15 protein-coding genes are annotated in these 16772 nt (G+C 68.2%); 3 read left to right on the forward strand and 12 right to left on the reverse strand.

Features of this window, described 5'->3' with window-relative positions:
- Positions 1-16 precede the first annotated feature (16 nt).
- The 3 genes from uvrB to rpsA all read right to left on the reverse strand — a co-directional run bounded on the left by uvrB (position 17) and on the right by rpsA (position 5141).
- Entirely contained in the window at positions 17-2134 is a 2118-nt protein-coding gene (gene uvrB / locus AB0M02_RS15850; protein ID WP_364226937.1) for an excinuclease ABC subunit UvrB, read from the reverse strand.
- A 254-nt stretch (positions 2135-2388) separates the two neighbouring features.
- Positions 2389-3507: a dephospho-CoA kinase gene (coaE, locus tag AB0M02_RS15855; protein ID WP_364226940.1), complete on the reverse strand. Its 1119-nt coding sequence runs from the start codon at positions 3505-3507 to the stop codon at positions 2389-2391.
- Between the two features lie 128 nt (positions 3508-3635).
- Positions 3636-5141, reverse strand: coding sequence for a 30S ribosomal protein S1 (gene rpsA / locus AB0M02_RS15860; protein WP_364226942.1), 1506 nt, complete (start codon positions 5139-5141; stop codon positions 3636-3638).
- Between the two features lie 322 nt (positions 5142-5463).
- Between rpsA and AB0M02_RS15865 the strand changes: the two genes are divergently transcribed.
- Genes AB0M02_RS15865 through AB0M02_RS15875 form a run of 3 tightly spaced genes read left to right on the forward strand, consistent with a single transcriptional unit; the run spans position 5464 to position 6812 of the window.
- Positions 5464-6252 carry a class I SAM-dependent methyltransferase gene (locus AB0M02_RS15865; RefSeq protein ID WP_364226944.1) on the forward strand — a complete coding sequence of 263 codons (789 nt, stop codon included), beginning with the start codon at positions 5464-5466 and terminating at the stop codon, positions 6250-6252.
- A gap of 40 nt (positions 6253-6292) precedes the next feature.
- Positions 6293-6496 (forward strand): DUF2945 domain-containing protein, encoded by a 204-nt coding sequence (locus AB0M02_RS15870; protein WP_364226947.1) that lies wholly within the window; start codon positions 6293-6295, stop codon positions 6494-6496.
- Positions 6489-6812 carry a DUF3140 domain-containing protein gene (locus AB0M02_RS15875; protein WP_364226949.1) on the forward strand — a complete coding sequence of 108 codons (324 nt, stop codon included), beginning with the start codon at positions 6489-6491 and terminating at the stop codon, positions 6810-6812. Before AB0M02_RS15870 ends, AB0M02_RS15875 begins: the two co-directional genes overlap by 8 nt.
- Here AB0M02_RS15875 and AB0M02_RS15880 read toward each other — a convergent pair.
- The 9 genes from AB0M02_RS15880 to AB0M02_RS15920 form a co-directional block, all read right to left on the reverse strand.
- A complete protein-coding gene (locus tag AB0M02_RS15880) occupies positions 6802-7194 on the reverse strand; it encodes a metalloregulator ArsR/SmtB family transcription factor (RefSeq protein WP_364226951.1) in 393 nt (130 codons plus the stop codon). The two genes, AB0M02_RS15875 and AB0M02_RS15880, sit on opposite strands and share 11 nt — an antisense overlap.
- A gap of 441 nt (positions 7195-7635) precedes the next feature.
- Entirely contained in the window at positions 7636-10332 is a 2697-nt protein-coding gene (gene polA / locus AB0M02_RS15885; RefSeq protein ID WP_364226953.1) for a DNA polymerase I, read from the reverse strand.
- Positions 10333-10386: 54 nt separating this feature from the next.
- Complete coding sequence (locus AB0M02_RS15890; RefSeq protein WP_364226960.1) at positions 10387-11157, reverse strand: amino acid ABC transporter ATP-binding protein; 771 nt, start codon at positions 11155-11157, stop codon at positions 10387-10389.
- Complete coding sequence (locus AB0M02_RS15895; protein WP_364226962.1) at positions 11154-12161, reverse strand: amino acid ABC transporter permease; 1008 nt, start codon at positions 12159-12161, stop codon at positions 11154-11156. Before AB0M02_RS15895 ends, AB0M02_RS15890 begins: the two co-directional genes overlap by 4 nt.
- Positions 12162-12171: 10 nt before the next feature.
- Entirely contained in the window at positions 12172-13071 is a 900-nt protein-coding gene (locus tag AB0M02_RS15900; RefSeq protein WP_364226965.1) for an ABC transporter substrate-binding protein, read from the reverse strand.
- A 25-nt stretch (positions 13072-13096) separates the two neighbouring features.
- Complete coding sequence (locus AB0M02_RS15905) at positions 13097-13807, reverse strand: ABC transporter ATP-binding protein (RefSeq protein ID WP_364226968.1); 711 nt, start codon at positions 13805-13807, stop codon at positions 13097-13099.
- Positions 13797-14564 (reverse strand): ABC transporter ATP-binding protein, encoded by a 768-nt coding sequence (locus AB0M02_RS15910; protein WP_364227472.1) that lies wholly within the window; start codon positions 14562-14564, stop codon positions 13797-13799. Before AB0M02_RS15910 ends, AB0M02_RS15905 begins: the two co-directional genes overlap by 11 nt.
- Before the next feature lie 128 nt (positions 14565-14692).
- Positions 14693-15805, reverse strand: a complete 1113-nt coding sequence (locus tag AB0M02_RS15915; RefSeq protein ID WP_364226970.1) for a branched-chain amino acid ABC transporter permease — start codon at positions 15803-15805, stop codon at positions 14693-14695.
- Complete coding sequence (locus AB0M02_RS15920; RefSeq protein WP_364226973.1) at positions 15802-16752, reverse strand: branched-chain amino acid ABC transporter permease; 951 nt, start codon at positions 16750-16752, stop codon at positions 15802-15804. The genes AB0M02_RS15915 and AB0M02_RS15920 overlap by 4 nt, the downstream gene beginning before the upstream one ends.
- Between the last annotated feature and the right edge of the window lie 20 nt (positions 16753-16772).

Consider the following 16772-nt stretch of genomic DNA (forward strand, 5'->3'; position numbering starts at 1 on the left):
CGGGGAACCGGCTCGACTACTTGACCCCCGCCATGTCCATCCCCCGCAGCTCCTTCTTCAGCTCCTTGATCTCGTCGCGGATGCGGGCTGCCAGCTCGAACTGCAGTTCGCGGGCGGCGCCCAGCATCTGGTCGTTGAGGTCCTGGATGAGCTGGGCGAGTTCGGCGCGGGCCATGCCGGCTCGGGCCGTGCCGCCGGAGGCCTTGGACTTGGAGCGGGTCTCGGGGACGGGGGCCTTGCCGCGCGACATCTGACGGCCGGCGCCGCCGACCATCGGGCCCGCGACGGCGTCGTCGGTGTCCTCGGCCTCGCGGTAGATGTCGTCGAGGATGTCGTGGATCTTCTTGCGGAGGGCCTGGGGCTGGATGCCGTTCGCCTCGTTGTGGGCGATCTGCTTGGCGCGGCGGCGTTCGGTCTCGTCGATCGCGTCGCGCATCGAGGGTGTGATCTTGTCCGCGTACATATGGACTTCGCCGGAGACGTTTCGGGCGGCTCGGCCGATGGTCTGGATCAGCGACCGGCCGCTGCGCAGGAAGCCCTCCTTGTCGGCGTCCAGGATGGCGACCAGTGACACCTCGGGCAGGTCGAGGCCCTCACGGAGCAGGTTGATGCCGACCAGCACGTCGTAGTCGCCCTTGCGCAGCTCCTTGAGCAACTCGACCCGGCGGAGGGTGTCCACCTCGGAGTGCAGGTAGCGGACGCGAATCCCGTTCTCCAACAGGTAGTCGGTGAGGTCCTCGGCCATCTTCTTGGTGAGCGTGGTGACCAGGACGCGCTCGTCACGCTCGGTCCGCAGCTTGATCTCGTGCATCAGGTCGTCGATCTGGCCCTTGGTCGGCTTGACCACGACGTGCGGGTCGATCAGCCCGGTGGGCCGGATGACCTGCTCCACATACTCCCCCTGGGCGTGCTGCATCTCCCACGGGCCGGGTGTGGCGGAGAGGAAGACCATCTGGCCGACCCGCTCCAGGAACTCGTCGAAGCGCAGCGGCCGGTTGTCGGCCGCGCTGGGCAGCCGGAACCCGTGCTCGATGAGGATGCGCTTGCGGGAGGCGTCCCCCTCATACATCCCGCCGATCTGCGGGATCGTCACGTGCGACTCGTCGATGACGGTGACGAAGTCGTCGGGGAAGTAGTCGAGAAGTGTGTACGACGGCTCGCCGAAGGTCCGGCCGTCCATGTGCATCGAATAGTTCTCGATGCCGTTGCAGAAGCCGACCTGGCGCATCATCTCGATGTCATAGGTCGTGCGCATCCGGAGTCGTTGCGCCTCCAACAGCTTGCCCTGCCGCTCCAACTCGGCAAGCCGCTCCGCCAGCTCCGCCTCGATGTCACGGATCGCCCGCTCCATCCGCTCCGGGCCGGCCACATAGTGCGACGCCGGGAAGATGATCAGCTCATCGACCTCGCGGATCACCTCGCCGGTGAGCGGGTGCAGGTAGTAGAGCTTCTCCACCTCGTCACCGAACAGCTCGACCCGGACGGCCAGCTCCTCATAGGCCGGGATGATCTCGAGGGTGTCGCCGCGGACCCGGAAGGTGCCGCGCTGGAAGGCCATGTCATTCCGCGTGTACTGAATGTCGACCAGCCGGCGCAGCAGCTTGTCGCGGTCGATCTCGCCGCCGACCTTCACCCGGACGGCACGCTCCACATACTCCTGGGGGGTGCCGAGGCCGTAGATGGCGCTGACCGTGGCGACCACGATCGTGTCGCGGCGGGTCAGCAGCGACATCGTCGCCGAGTGCCGCAGCCGCTCGACCTCCTCGTTGACCGACGAGTCCTTCTCGATGTAGGTGTCGGTCTGGGCGATGTAGGCCTCGGGCTGGTAGTAGTCGTAGTAGCTGACGAAATACTCCACCGCGTTGTGCGGGAGCAGCTCACGGAACTCTTTCGCCAGCTGGGCGCAGAGCGTCTTGTTGGGCGCGAGCACGAGCGCCGGCCGCTGCAGCCGCTCGATGAGCCACGCGGTGGTGGCACTCTTGCCCGTGCCGGTGGCGCCGAGCAGGACGGTGTGCAGGTCGCCCCGCCGCACCCGCCGCTCGAGCTCGTCGATCGCGGCGGGCTGGTCACCGGCGGGCTGGTAGTCGCTGACGACCTCGAACCGGCCGTCGAGTCGTGGGATGTCGAGCGCCATGCCCACCACCGTACGTCGGGGGTATGACAAGTTTTCCCGGGCGCGGTGCGGAGGGTGCACATTCGCGACGTTGTCCTGGCCTTGCCAGGACACCTACCCTGGTCGGGTAGGCCGCTCGCGGCGGCCGCCAGGCACCACCCGAGGTCACCAGACGATCCCAGGTGCCGCACTGTGGTCGATGCGCCCCGGACGCCCCGGCGCGCGCACCCACTGTGGGTCGCCCAATAGGGCTGACCGGCCGCCGCGAGGGCCACCTATTCTTTGTCGGACGGCTGCCAGCCGGTGCACAACGCCCACTCATCCGCCGCCCGAACCTGATCGGAGAACGGCGAACCGGCAGGCGACGGGACCGCCCGCAGGTGATCACGCATCAGCAGCGCGAACCGCCACCCCGGCGAGCCCGTCACCCGGACGTGCACATTCACCCGGTAACCCGGATCGGCGCAACCGTGCATCCGCTTCGGCCAGGTACCGCCCGGCACGCCGTGCGCGTTGTCCGCCCACTCCCCCGGGCGACTCGGATAGCCGATCTCCCCCAGCCGCCCGGCGAACGCGTCCGCCTCGTCGAGCGTCCGCACACCGAGCATCAGATCGATGACGTCCTCCGCCGGCAGCCCGGGCACCGCGGTCGGCCCGACGTGGCGCACGTCGACACCCGCGCCGAGCCCGTGCCGGATCCGCGCGCTCAGCCGGGCCGCCACCCGCGGCCACTGCGGGTCGGACGGCACGATCGGCAGGTCCGGTCCCTTCGGCGCCGAGCGGCGCAGGCGCAGGTTGCGCTCGAACTCGACCAGCCGGTCCCGCCACAGTTCGTCCACCAGCCGGTGCAGACGGTCCAGGTCGGAGTCGTTCACCAGGACCACATCGGCTGCGGCCCGCCGGCTCTCGTCGTCGGTCTGCGCGTCGATCCGGGCCGCGGCCTCCGCGACGGTCATGCCACGCAGGCGGGTGAGACGTTCGAGACGCACGTCACGGTCCGTCTGGACCACGATCACCAAATGGTACGAGGGAGCGAGCCCCGCCTCGACCAGGAGCGGGACGTCGTTCACCACGATCGCGGACGGCGCAGCGGCGGAGGTCAGCTCGACGGTCCGCGCGCGTACCCGTGGGTGGATGATCCGTTCCAGGTTCCGCCGCGCCGCCTCGTCGCCGAAGACCTTCGCACCCAGCGCCGGACGGTCGAGACGGCCGTCGGAGGTCAGCACCCCCGGCCCGAACAGCGCGACGATCTCGGCGAGCCCGTCGGTGCCCGGCTCGACGACCTCCCGGGACAGCACGTCGGCGTCGATGATCACCGCGCCACGCTCGGCGAGCCGCCGGGCGACCGCGCTCTTACCGGCGCCGATGCCGCCGGTCAGCCCCACCCTCAACATGCGATCAGTATCGCGGCACGCCGGGCCGGCGGCGGCTCCGGGAGGCCGGTCTGCCGGAGACGGCGAAAGGCCGCCCCGACCGGAGTCGGGACGGCCTTTCTGGGTACTACGCGCTGACTGTCGTCAGGTCAGCTCTTGCCGCCGGCGAGCTTCTCGCGCAGAGCGGCGAGGGCCTCGTCGGTGGCCAGCGTGCCCGCGGGCTCCTCGGCGGCACGCGCCGGGGCCGACGAGCTCGTCGTGGACGTCGACGACGAGGTGGTCACGCCACCGGCCGGAGCCGGGTTGAGCGCGGCCTCGGCGTCGGCGTCGCGGGACGCCTGCACCTGCTTGGTGTGGGCCTCCCAGCGCTCGCGGGCGTCCGCGTACTGCTTCTCCCAGGTCTCGCGCTGCTTCTCGAAGCCCTCGAGCCACTCGCCCGTCTCGGGGTCGAAGCCCTCCGGGTAGATGTAGTTGCCCTCGGCGTCGTAGGTCGCAGCCATGCCGTAGAGGGTCGGGTCGAAGTGCTCCTCGCCCTCGACGAAGCCCTCGTTGGCCTGCTTGAGCGACAGGGAGATCCGGCGACGCTCCAGGTCGATGTCGATGACCTTGACCAGGACGTCGGAACCGACCTGCACGACCTGCTCGGGCAGCTCGACGTGACGCTCGGCCAGCTCGGAGATGTGCACCAGGCCCTCGATGCCGTCGTCGACGCGGACGAACGCGCCGAACGGGACGAGCTTGGTGACCTTACCCGGGACGATCTGGTTGATCGCGTGGGTCCGGGCGAACTGACGCCACGGGTCCTCCTGCGTCGCCTTCAGCGACAGGGAGACGCGCTCGCGGTCCAGGTCGACGTCGAGAACCTCGACCTCGACCTCCTGGCCGACCTCGACAACCTCGGACGGGTGGTCGATGTGCTTCCAGGAGAGCTCCGAGACGTGCACCAGACCGTCCACGCCACCCAGGTCCACGAAGGCACCGAAGTTGACGATCGAGGACACGACGCCCTTGCGGACCTGGCCCTTCTGGAGCTTGTTGAGGAACTCGGTGCGAACCTCGGACTGCGTCTGCTCGAGCCAGGCACGGCGGGACAGGACCACGTTGTTGCGGTTCTTGTCCAGCTCGATGATCTTGGCTTCGAGCTCCCGGCCGACGTACGGCTGGAGGTCGCGGACACGACGCATCTCGACCAGGGAGGCCGGCAGGAAGCCACGGAGGCCGATGTCGAGGATGAGACCACCCTTGACGACCTCGATGACCGAGCCGCGGACGACGCCGTCGTCCTCCTTGATCTTCTCGATGGTGCCCCAGGCCCGCTCGTACTGAGCGCGCTTCTTCGAGAGGATCAGACGGCCTTCCTTGTCCTCCTTGGTGAGGACAAGGGCTTCGATGTGGTCACCGACCGACACCACTTCCGCGGGGTCCACGTCATGCTTGATCGACAACTCGCGCGAGGGGATGACGCCCTCGGTCTTGTAGCCGATGTCGAGCAGGACCTCGTCCCGATCGACCTTGACGACGGTGCCTTCGACAATGTCGCCGTCGTTGAAGTACTTGATGGTCTCGTCGATGGCCGCGAGGAATGCTTCCTCCGAGCCGAGATCGTCGACGGTGACCTTGTTGGCGCTCGAGGTGGCCTCGATGCTGCTCGTCATGTGGACAGTTGCTCCGAACGGATGGTTTCGTGGTGTCTCTCGCGCTCGACGGAACTGCCACCGGTAGCGGCACGAACGAACGAGACGACCAACCCGAGAGCAGTCTGATCTAACGCAGTCGATCATGCCGAGACCGACGACCACGGAGCCTGCTCCCTGCCGAGGCACACGATCCGCGAGCGCATCGACTAGCTTACCGTGCGCATTACCACAGGTTGCAAGCCCTCCTGAGTACCGAGGCACATTGTTCGGCCGGAACCCGTCAGCATGCCCGATATGAACCGAATCAGGACGCGCGACACGCCTGTCGTACCGTAGCCGGGTGACAGAGATCCCTACGGTCTCCGACGACGAGGCACGCCGCGGCAACCGCGCCTGGTGGGATCTCGACGCCGACGACTACCAGGACGAACACGGCGCCTTCCTGGGTGACGTGGACTTCGTCTGGTGCCCCGAACGTGTGCGTGAGGCGGACGTGCGCCTGCTCGGCCACGTACGGAATAAAAAGATCTTGGAACTTGGTGCCGGCGCCGCGTCAGCCAGCCGGTGGCTCCGCGGAGAGGGCGCCCAGCCGGTTGCCATGGATCTCTCCGCGGGCATGCTGCGGCATGCGCGGGAGGCAGAAAAGCGCACAGGGGTACGGGTACCGCTCGTCCAAGCCGACGCGATGGCCCTGCCGTTCGGAGCGGACACGTTCGACATCGTCTGCACGGCCTTCGGCGCGATCCCCTTCGTGGCGGACTCGGGAGCCGCGATGCGCGAGGTGGCCCGCGTGCTGCGCCCCGGCGGCTCCTGGGTGTTCTCGGTGACCCACCCGATGCGCTGGATATTCTGGGACGAGCCGGACGAGAGCGGCCTCGTCGCCCGGAACTCGTACTTCAACAGGTCCCCCTACGTCGAGCGCGACGACGACGGCACGGTCACCTACCTGGAGCAGCACCGGACGATCGGCGACCGGGTACGCGAGATCGTCGCGGCCGGATTCGTGCTGCGTGATCTGGTCGAACCGGAGTGGCCCGCCGATCACGACCAGGAGTGGGGGCAGTGGAGTCCGCTGCGGGGCAGGCTGTTCCCCGGCACCGCGATCTTCGTGTGCGACCTGGTTTCCTGACGACCGGTTTTCTGTCGGCCGACCCGGGTATTCGCCCGATATGGGCAACTTGAAGAAGGGCGACAAGGTCGCCTGGCGCAGTCACGGGACGGACGTCCACGGAACCGTCGAACAGAAGATCACCAAACGGACCTCCGCCGCCGGCCGGACCGTCGCGGCCTCACCCGACGAACCGCAGTACCGGGTCAAGAGCGACAAGACCGGCCGCGAGGCGGTGCACAAGCCGGAGGCCCTCGATGGCTGACGTGTACGCCGACTTCCGCGACGCGGTCAACATGACCCCCGCCGAGCTGCGCAAGTGGCTCGACACCCCGGAGTCCAAGGACGCCGGCCAGAAGTCGTCGCCCGGCGCCGAGTCGGTCGGGCACGACTCCGGCCGGAAGATCGTCGGCATCCTCGACAAGAAGAAGGGCGACCTCACCTCGGCCGACGAGGAGCACATGCGCAAGGTGGTCGGCTACGTCCACCGGCACGCGGCCCAGCGCCCGGACGGTGACGTCAGCGACACCCGCTGGCGGTACTCCCTGATGAACTGGGGTCACGACCCGCTCAAGAAGTGACCGTGAGAAGCCCGGCCAGCAGGAGGAAGGTGTCCGGCACCGGCCGGTAGTAGACCCAGGTGCCACGGCGGTCGCAGTCGACCAGCCCCGCCTCGCGCAGGATCCGCAGATGGTGCGAGATCGTCGGCCCGGTCAGCGGAAACGCCCCGCTCAGGTCACAGACACAGATCTCACCGTCCGCCGCCGACGCGATCATCGAGAGCAGCCGCAGCCGGACCGGGTCACCCAGCGCCTTGAACACCGGGGCCAGTTCCCCGGCCCGCCCACTCTCCAGCGGTGCGACGGAGAGCGCGATGCCGCCATGCTCCGGGGCCTCCCGCACCCCCGGTTCTCCCGGAATCGCCGGCGCAAAGGCCTCCATCGATGTCGATCGGCTCGCCATCGCACCAGGGTGACAGATAGCCACAAACGATGCTTCACCGGCCACCCGTTCGTGCACTCCGCCCTTCCCCCCAAACCTCCCACCCGTCAGCCCTCGAGCCCTCCAGCCCGATTTCGAGCGCCCAGCCCACCTCCCACACGCACAGACGCCCAAGATCCCGCCCCGCCCCGCGACCCTGGGCACCCACGCCACCTCCCACCGGCACCAACGCCCAAGATCCGCCTCAACGGCCGCGGCGAGCGCCCGCACCGGGCAGGCAGCCGCGGGCAGCGCGCCCACGAACGGCAGGCGGCAGCGCGCCCACGAACAGCCGGCGGCAGCCAGCAGCCGGACGACAATGGGTGCGCAGCGACAGCCCACCGCCCGCCGGCAACCCGACGACGGCGGGTGAGCGGCGGCGGCAAATGGGTGACCGGCGGCAAGTGGGTGACCGACGGTGGGTTAGTGGTCGGCGCCGTTCCAGTCCTGGCCGGTGCCGACGGAGACCTCGAGCGGGACCGACAGCGGATAAGCCTCGCCCATCTCCCGGCGGACCAGTTGTTCGAGGGCTTCGTGTTCGCCCGGGGCCACTTCGAAGACCAGTTCGTCGTGGACCTGGAGGAGCATGCGGGAGTTCAGGCCCGAGTCGGTCAGGGCCTCGTCGACGTGGAGCATGGCGATTTTGATGATGTCGGCGGCGGAGCCCTGGATGGGGGCGTTGAGAGCCATCCGCTTGGCCATCTCCTGGCGCTGGCGGTTGTCGCTGGTCAGGTCGGGCAGGTAGCGGCGGCGGCCCAGGATGGTGGCGGTGTAGCCGTCCTTGGTGGCCTGTGTGACCACGGACTGCAGGTAGTCGCGGACGCCGCCGAACCGCTCGAAATACTCCTCCATGAGGCCTCGGGCCTCCTCGGTGGAGATGGTGAGCTGGTTGGAGAGGCCGAAGGCGCTCAGGCCGTAGGCGAGGCCGTAGTTCATCGCCTTGATTTTGCGGCGCTGGTCGGGGGTGACCTCGTCGAGGCCGACGTGGAAGACCGAGGAGGCGGTGGCGGCGTGGAAGTCGGCGCCGGAGTTGAAGGCGGCGATCAGCGCGTCGTCGCCGGAGAGGTGCGCCATGATGCGCATCTCGATCTGGCTGTAGTCGGCGGTCATCAGCTTGTCGAACCCGGGCCCGACCACGAAGGCGCGGCGGATGCGACGGCCCTCCTCGGTGCGGATCGGGATGTTCTGCAGGTTCGGATCGGTGGAGGAGAGCCGGCCGGTGGCGGCGACGGTCTGGTTGAACGTGGTGTGGATGCGGCCGTCGTCGGAGACCGACTTGAGCAGGCCGTCGACGGTCGACTTGAGCTTGGCCACGTCACGGTGGCGCAGCAGGTGCTCCAGGACCGGGTCGCCGGTCTGGGCGAACAGGTTCTGCAGGGCGTCGGCGTCGGTCGTGTAGCCGGACTTGATCTTCTTGGTCTTGGGCAGGCCGCGCTCGACGAAGAGGATCTCCTGGAGCTGCTTGGGTGAGCCGAGGTTGAACTCCCGGCCGACGACCTCGTGAGCCGCCTGCTGTGCCGCCTTGACCTCGGCGGCGAAGTGCGCCTCCAGCTCGGAGAGGTATTCCGTGTCGGCGGCGATGCCGCGCCGCTCCATCTCGCCGAGGACGACCGCGAGCGGCTGCTCCACTTCGGCGAGCAGGCGCTGCGACTCGCCGCCGTCGCGGGACAGCTCGGCGGTGAGCACGTCGGCCAGGTCCAGGGTGGCGCGGGCGCGGAGCATCACGTTCTGCTCGGCGGCGCCCTCCTCGCCGAGCCCGAAGCCGTCGAGGGTGAGCTGTCCGTTGTCCGGCTCCTCGACCCGCAGCTCGCGCTTGAGGTAGCGCAGGGCCAGGTCGTTGAGGTCGTAGGCTCGCTGGTCGGGCTTGGCCAGATAGGCCGCGAGCGCGGAGTCGACGGTCACGCCGGTCAGCTGCCAGCCGTGCGACTGGAAGGCCAGCATCGCGGGCTTGACGTCGTGGATCACCTTGGGCCGGGTGGGCTCGGCCAGCCAGGCGGAGACGGCCCGCTCGTCGTTCTCGTCGAGGGTGCTCGGGTCGAACCAGGCGGCCGGCCCGTCGCCGGTGGCCACGGCCACGCCGGTCAGGTTGCCGGTGCCTCGGCCGAAGGTGCCGGTGACCGCGACGCCGACCGGGGCGCGGCCGGCGTGCTCGCGCAGCCAGCCGGCGACCTCGCCGGAGCGCAGGATGCGGCCCTCGATGTCGAAGCCGGCCTCAGCCTCGGGTTCGACCGCTTCCAGGTACGAATACAGCCTTTCGCGCAGGACCCGGAACTCCAGCGCGTCGAAGACCCGGTGCACGGCCTCGCGGTCCCACCCCGGCCACCGCACGTCGGCCGGGGTGACCGGCAGCTCCAGGTCGCGGATGAGCGCGTTGAGGTCGTAGTTGCGCATCACGTCGGCGAGGTGGGCCCGCAGGTTGTCGCCCGCCTTGCCCTTGATCTTGTCGACGTTGGCGATGATGCCGTCCAGCCCGCCGAACTCGTTGATCCACTTGGCGGCGGTCTTGTCGCCGACGCCGGGCACGCCACCGAGGTTGTCGCTGGTCTCACCGACGAGGGCGGCCTTGTCCCGGTAGCGCGACGGCGGCACGAAATACTTCGTCTCGATGGCCTCGGGTGTCATCCGCCAGACCTCGGAGACGCCCCGCACCGGGTAGAGGATCGTGACGTTCTCGGTGGCGAGCTGGAACGCGTCGCGGTCGCCGCTGGAGATGACGACCTCCATGCCGGCCTCGCGCGCCTGCGTGGCGAGGGTGGCGATGACGTCGTCGGCCTCGTAGTTCTGCTTCTCCACGACGGGGATGCGCAGCGCCTCCAGCACCTCCTTGATCAGGCTGACCTGACCCTGGAACGGCTGCGGTGTCTCGGACCGGCCGGCCTTGTAGTCCGCATATTTCTCGGTGCGGAAGGACCGCCGGGAGACGTCGAAGGCGACCACGATGTGCGTCGGCTTCTCGTCGCGCAGCATGTTGATGAGCATCGACGTGAAGCCGAACACGGCGTTCGTCGGCTGGCCGGTGGCGGTGCTGAAGTTCTCCACCGGCAGCGCGAAGTAGGCCCGGTAGGCCAGCGAGTGGCCGTCGAGCAGGAGCAGGCGGGGGGTCTGGGCGTCGTCGCTCACGTCAGGGAACTCTAGTCCTGGCCTACGACAACTTTGCCGACCGCCCCGCCTGCCTTACAGCACTTTGCTCAGGAATGCCTTGGTACGTTCCTGCTGCGGATTCGCGATGATCTCGGAGGGCGGGCCCTGCTCGACCACGACGCCGCCGTCCATGAACACCACGTTGTCGGCGACCTCCCGGGCGAACCCGATCTCGTGCGTCACCACGATCATGGTCATGCCCTCGCGGGCCAGGTCCTTCATGACGTCGAGGACCTCACCGACGAGCTCCGGGTCGAGCGCGCTGGTCGGCTCGTCGAAGAGCATCAGCTTCGGCCGCATCGCCAGCGCACGGGCGATCGCGACGCGCTGCTGCTGCCCGCCGGAGAGCTGGCCCGGGTAGTTCTCGATCTTGGAGCCGAGTCCGACCCGGTCCAGCAGCGCGGCGGCCCGGTCCCGGACCTCCGCCCTGCTCTCCCGCTTGACCTTGCAGGGCGCTTCCATGACGTTCTGCAGGACGGTCATGTGCGGGAACAGGTTGAAGCGCTGGAAGACCATGCCGATCGCCTGCCGCTGACGGGCGATGTCCCGCTCGCCCATCTCGTGCAGCTTGCCGCCGCGCTCGCGGTACCCGACCAGGTCACCGTCGACCAGGATCCGGCCGGCGTTGAGCTTCTCGAGGTGGTTGATGCAGCGCAGGAACGTCGACTTGCCGGAACCCGACGGCCCCAGCACGCACGACACCTCACCACGCTGCACGGTCAGGTCGACGCCCTTGAGCACCTCGAGCGAGCCGAAGGACTTGTGGACGTTGTCCGCCCGTACCATCTCGGGGTTTTCCGTCATGTCGCCCCTCCCGGACCGGACGCGCCGACGCTGCCCTGCTCGGCCTGGATGGTCTGGAGGCGCAGGCGGGCCCGGCCCGCCGCGCCGTATCCCTTGCTGAAGTGCCGCTCCAGGAAATACTGGCCGATCATCAGCAGGCTGCACAGGATGAGATACCAGATCAGAGCGGCGATCAAGGCCGGAAGAACCACAAAGGTACGCGCGGACACGGCACGCAACTGGAAGAAGAGCTCCGCCGTCACGGGCACGAAAGCGACCACCGACGTGTCCTTGAGCATCGCGATGACCTCGTTGCCGGTCGGCGGCACGATGACACGCATGGCCTGTGGCAGCACGACCCGGCGCAGCACCTGCCCGCGGGACATGCCCAGCGCCACCGCGGCCTCGGCCTGGCCCTCGTCGATCGACTGGATGCCGGCCCGGACGATCTCCGCCATGTACGCGGCCTCGGAGAGCCCGAGCGCGAGCATCGCGGCGACGAAACCGGCCAGCAGGTCCTTGGACTCGATGCTCCAGATCTGGCCGTTGAAGTTGTCGATGCCGAACAGGTCGCCGATCTGCTTGTCGAACGGCAGGCCGAACCCGATCCGGCTCCACAGGATGTTCAGGTTGCCGAACACCACGGCGAGCACCAGCCGGGGCGCGGCCCGGAAGAACCAGGTGTATAGCCAGGCCACCGAGGACAGGACCTTGTTCGGCGACAGCCGCATGATCGCCACGATGACGCCGAGCACGACACCGATGAGCATCGAGAAGACCGTCAGCAGCAGCGTGCCGCGCAGGCCCTCGAGAACCGGCTCGGTGAACATCACGCCGCGCTTGCCCTCTTCGTACGAGACGAAGATGAACGACCAGCGGAAGCCGTCGTTGGTGAGCAGCATGTGCAGGAACATCGCGGTGAGCACCGCGAGCACGACGATGGCGACCCATCGTCCGGGGTGCCGTACGGGCACGGCCTTGATCGGCTCAGGCCGTGCCCGTTCGGTCGTGTTCTGATCCGTCATGCCGGACGGCTCAGGCCTTCGGGTTCACCGCGGAGGTGGTGACCGCGCCGGCCTCGACGCCCCACTTCTCGAGGGCCGTCTTGTAGCTGCCGTCGGCGATGACCGCGTTGACCGCCTCGGAGAGCACCGTGGCGAACTCGGTCTGGTCCTTGCCGACGACGTAGCCGTACGGCGCGGAGTCGTAGATGTCGCCGACCAGGGCCAGCTGGCCGTTGGTCTGCTTCACCGCGTACGCCACGATCGGCGAGTCGGCCAGCATCGCCTCGTCCTTGCCGGTCACCACCGCGTTGGTGGCGTCCGACTGGGCCTGGTACTGGTCGATCGTGATCTTCGCCTTGCCGGCGTCGGTGCACGCCTTGGACTTGGCGGTCAGGTCGTCGACCTGCACCGTCGCGGTCTGCACCGCGATCTTCTTGCCGCAGGCGTCGTCCGGGCTGATCGTGGTGCCGGCCTTGGCCGCCCACTGGGTGCCCGCCGAGAAGTAGGAGATCATGTTGACCTCCTTCATCCGCTCCTCGTTGATGGTGAACGAGGAGACGCCGACGTCGAACTTCTTGCTGCCCACGCCGGGGATGATGCTGTCGAAGGTGGCGGTCTGGAACTCCGCCTTCAGGCCGAGCTTCGCGGCGACCACGTTGAACAGGTCGACGTCGAAGCCGATGACGGTCTTGCCGTCGGCGTCGAGGAACTCGTTCGGCGCGTACGTCGAGTCGGTGCCGATGACCAGGGTGCCCTTGGCCTTGATGTCGGCCGGGACCTTGTCGGCGAGCGACGTGTCGGCGGAGGTCGTGGGCGCCGGGGCGGTGGAGCCGGAATTGGTCTCCTCGCCACAGGCGGTCAGCGACAGGGTCATCGCCGCCGCCGCGGCCAGGCCGAGGATCGCCCGCCGGCCGGGGGTGGTGCGGAACATGGGGTACTCCTAGGGGTAAGCGACGTTAGGCGACGCCGAGGTAGGCGTCCTTCACCGCGGGGTCGTGCAACAGGTCCTGGCCGGAGCCTTCCTTGACGATCCGGCCGGTCTCCAGAACGTACGCGCGATGTGCCCGCGAAAGTGCCTGCTGGGCGTTCTGCTCCACCAGCAGCACCGTGGTGCCCTGCTGGTTGATCTCGACGATGATGTCGAAGATCTGCTGGATCAGCATCGGCGCGAGGCCCATCGACGGCTCGTCGAGAAGCAGCAGCTTCGGCCGGCTCATCAGCGCGCGGCCGACGGCGAGCATCTGCTGCTCGCCACCGGACAGCGTGCCTCCGAACTGCTTGTCCCGCTCCTTGAGGCGCGGGAACAGCGTGTACGCCCGCTCCAGATCCTCGTTGATCTCGGAGCGGACGCGCCGCGTGTAGGCGCCCATCTCGAGGTTCTCCCGGACCGTCATGCCCGGGAAGATGCCCCGGCCCTCGGGCGACTGGGAGACCCCGCGCACCACCCGCAGGTCGGCGCGCATCTTGGTGATGTCCTCGCCGTCGAAGTGGATCGAGCCGACCGAGATCGGGCGCAGACCCGAGATCGCCCGCATCGTGGTCGACTTGCCGGCACCGTTGGCCCCGATCAGCGCCACGATCTCACCCTGTGCCACGTTCAGGCTGATGCCGTGCAGCGCCTGGATACGCCCGTACAGCAGGGTGATGTCGCGCAACTCAAGCAGCATCGGTGGGCACCCCCAGGTAAGCGGCGATGACCGCCGGGTTGTCGCGCACCTCGGCGGGCGTGCCCTCCGCGATCTTCTTGCCGAACTCCAGCACCACGATCCGGTCGGTCACCCCCATCACCAGGCGCATGTCGTGCTCGATCAGCAGGACCGTCACGCCGGTGTCGCGGATCTTGCGGATCAGGTTGAGGAGGTCCACCTTCTCCGCCGGGTTGAAGCCGGCGGCCGGCTCGTCCAGGCAGAGCAGGGTCGGGTTGGTGGCGAGCGCCCGGGCGATCTCCAGACGGCGCTGCTCACCGTAGGAGAGGTTCCGGCTGACCTCGCCGGCCCGGTGCTCGATGCCGACGAAGCGCAGCAGTTCCAGCGAGCGCTCGCGGCCGGACCGCTCCTCCCGCCAGAAGCGCGGCAGGCGGAACAGGGCGCTGATCACGCTGGTCTTGTGGTGGGCGTCCGCGCCGACCATCACGTTCTCCAGCGCGGTCATCTCCGGGAAGAGACGCACGTTCTGGAAGGTCCGGGCGATGCCGCCCCGGGTGATCTCGTGCTTCTTCTTGCCGACCAGGGACTCGCCGTTGAAGCGGATCCCGCCGCTCGTCGGCCGGTAGACGCCGGTCATCGCGTTGAAGCAGGTGGTCTTGCCGGCGCCGTTGGGGCCGATCAGACCGAAGATCTCACCCTTGCGCAGCGAGAAGCTGATCCCGTTGAGCGCCACGACGCCGCCGAAGCGCAGCGTGACGTTGTCCAGCTCCAGCAGCACGTCGCCGTCACGCTCGGCCGGTGCGGCCGGCGCCGACGACTTCTCCGCGGGACCGGTCGGGGCGGCCTCGTCCACCGGACGGGCGTTCGCCCTGTCGAGCTCTTCAGGAGTCTCGATGTGCGGCTCACTCACTGGGGAGCCACCTCCTTCTCACGGTCCTTGAGCTCCATCGCACGGCGGCGGCTCGGGATGAGACCCTGCGGCCGCAGCACCATGATCAAGATGATCACGACACCGAAGATCACGAACCGGTACTCGAACAGGTCGTAGTCGAAGAACGGGTCCTGGATGCCGCGCAGGCGGTCCGGGATGTACGAGATCAGCGCACCACCCAGGATCGCACCGGCGATGTTGCCGGAGCCACCCATGACCACGCCCGCCAGGACCAGGATCGAGAACTGGAGGATGAACGTCTGCGAGTTGATGAAGCCCTGGTTGCCGGCGAAGAGGACACCACCGAGACCGCCGATGAACGCGCCGATGGCGAACGCCCACAGCTTGTACTTGATGGTCCGCACGCCCATGATCTCGGCGGCTTCCTCGTCCTCACGGATCGCCAGCCAGGAGCGGCCGACCCGGCTGCGGTCCAGGTTCCGGCAGCCGATGATGACCAGGATGATCACCGAGAGGCCGAGCCAGTAGTACGGCGTCGCGTCCGAGACCCCGAAGATCTTGCTGCCGTCCGGGAGGGTGCCGGGCGGGTGCGGCAGGCTGGAGAAGCCCCGGTCGCCGCGCAGGGTGTCGGTGCTGGTGGCCACGATGCGGATGATCTCGGCGAAGCCGAGCGTCACGATCGCCAGATAGTCACCGCGCAACCGCAGTGTCGGCCAGCCCAGGATCACACCGGCCACCATGGTGACGGCGAGCGCGATCGGCACCGCGGCCAGCCACGCCCACTCGGTGTGCAGGATGCTGTCCGGCGAGGTCAGCAGCGCCGTCGCGTACGCGCCGACGGCGAAGAAGCCGACGTATCCCAGGTCCAGCAGGCCGGCGAAGCCGACCACCACGTTCAGGCCGAGAGCCAGCAGAACGTAGTAGGACATGTTGAACAGCGAGCTGGGCCAGTCGATGCCCTGTGTCTCGATCTGCGGGCCGATCACCGGGATCGACCCCACGTACGGCAGCAGATAGGCGCCGATCGCCACGAGGGCGACGACGACGGTTCGGACGGCGAGGGATTGCCTGCCGAACCAGCCGCGTACCGCGGCGGAACTGCGCTTGGTGGTGGTCGCCTCGCTCATGCCCGTGCCTTTCCGAGAGACTCACCCAGCAGACCGGTCGGCCGGAACAGCAGGATCACGACCAGCGCCACGAAGGCGGCGGCGTGCAGCCACTCCGTGCCGAACAAGCCGGCCGCGTAGTTCTGCAGGACGCCTAGCAGCAGACCGCCCAGCAGGGCGCCGCGCAGGTTGCCGATGCCGCCGAGCACCGCTGCGGTGAACGCCTCGATACCCAGGATGAACCCGGCGTCGTACTTGATGATGCCGATCTTCAGGTCGTACATCACCGCGGCGATACCGGCCATCAGACCACCGAGGAGGAAGACCAGGGCGATGACCCGGGACTTGTTCACGCCCATCAGGGCGGCGCTGTCCGGGTTCTGTGCGACCGCCCGGATGCCCCGGCCGAGCCGTGAGCTGTTGATGAAGCGGTCGAGCACGTACATCATGACCAGCGCCAGGGCGATGATCAGAACCTGCAGGTTGGTGATGTGCGTGTTGCCGATGACCAGCAGATCCTTCTGCTGGATGATCGGCGGCACACCGGTCGGGTTGCGGCGGGTCAGCACGCCGACCAGCTCGGAGATGGCCAGTGAGGCACCGATCGCGGTGATCAGGAACGCCAGCGGCGGCGCGTTGCGCTTACGCAGCGGGCGGTAGGCGACCAGCTCGACCAGCAGCGCGGCGAGGCCGGACACGATGATCGACGCCACCAGGCCGAGAAGCAGGAAACCAATCATGGGACCGAGCTCGGGCGCCGCCGAGTTCTGGTCCAGTCCGAAGAAACCCCACACGATCAGACACGCGTAGGTACCCACGAGGAACACTTCCGAGTGGGCGAAGTTGATGAGCCGCAGCACACCGTAGACCAGGGTGTAGCCCAAGGCGAACAGGGCGATGATCGCGCCCTGCGCCAGACCGGTGATGGTGAGCGGCCCGAAGTTTTCGATCAGACCAGCGAAATCCACTAAAGGGCTCCAAAACGACG

Origin of the sequence: Actinoplanes sp. NPDC051861 (assembly GCF_040681145.1) — a bacterium.
Classification (GTDB): Bacteria; Actinomycetota; Actinomycetes; order Mycobacteriales; family Micromonosporaceae; genus Actinoplanes.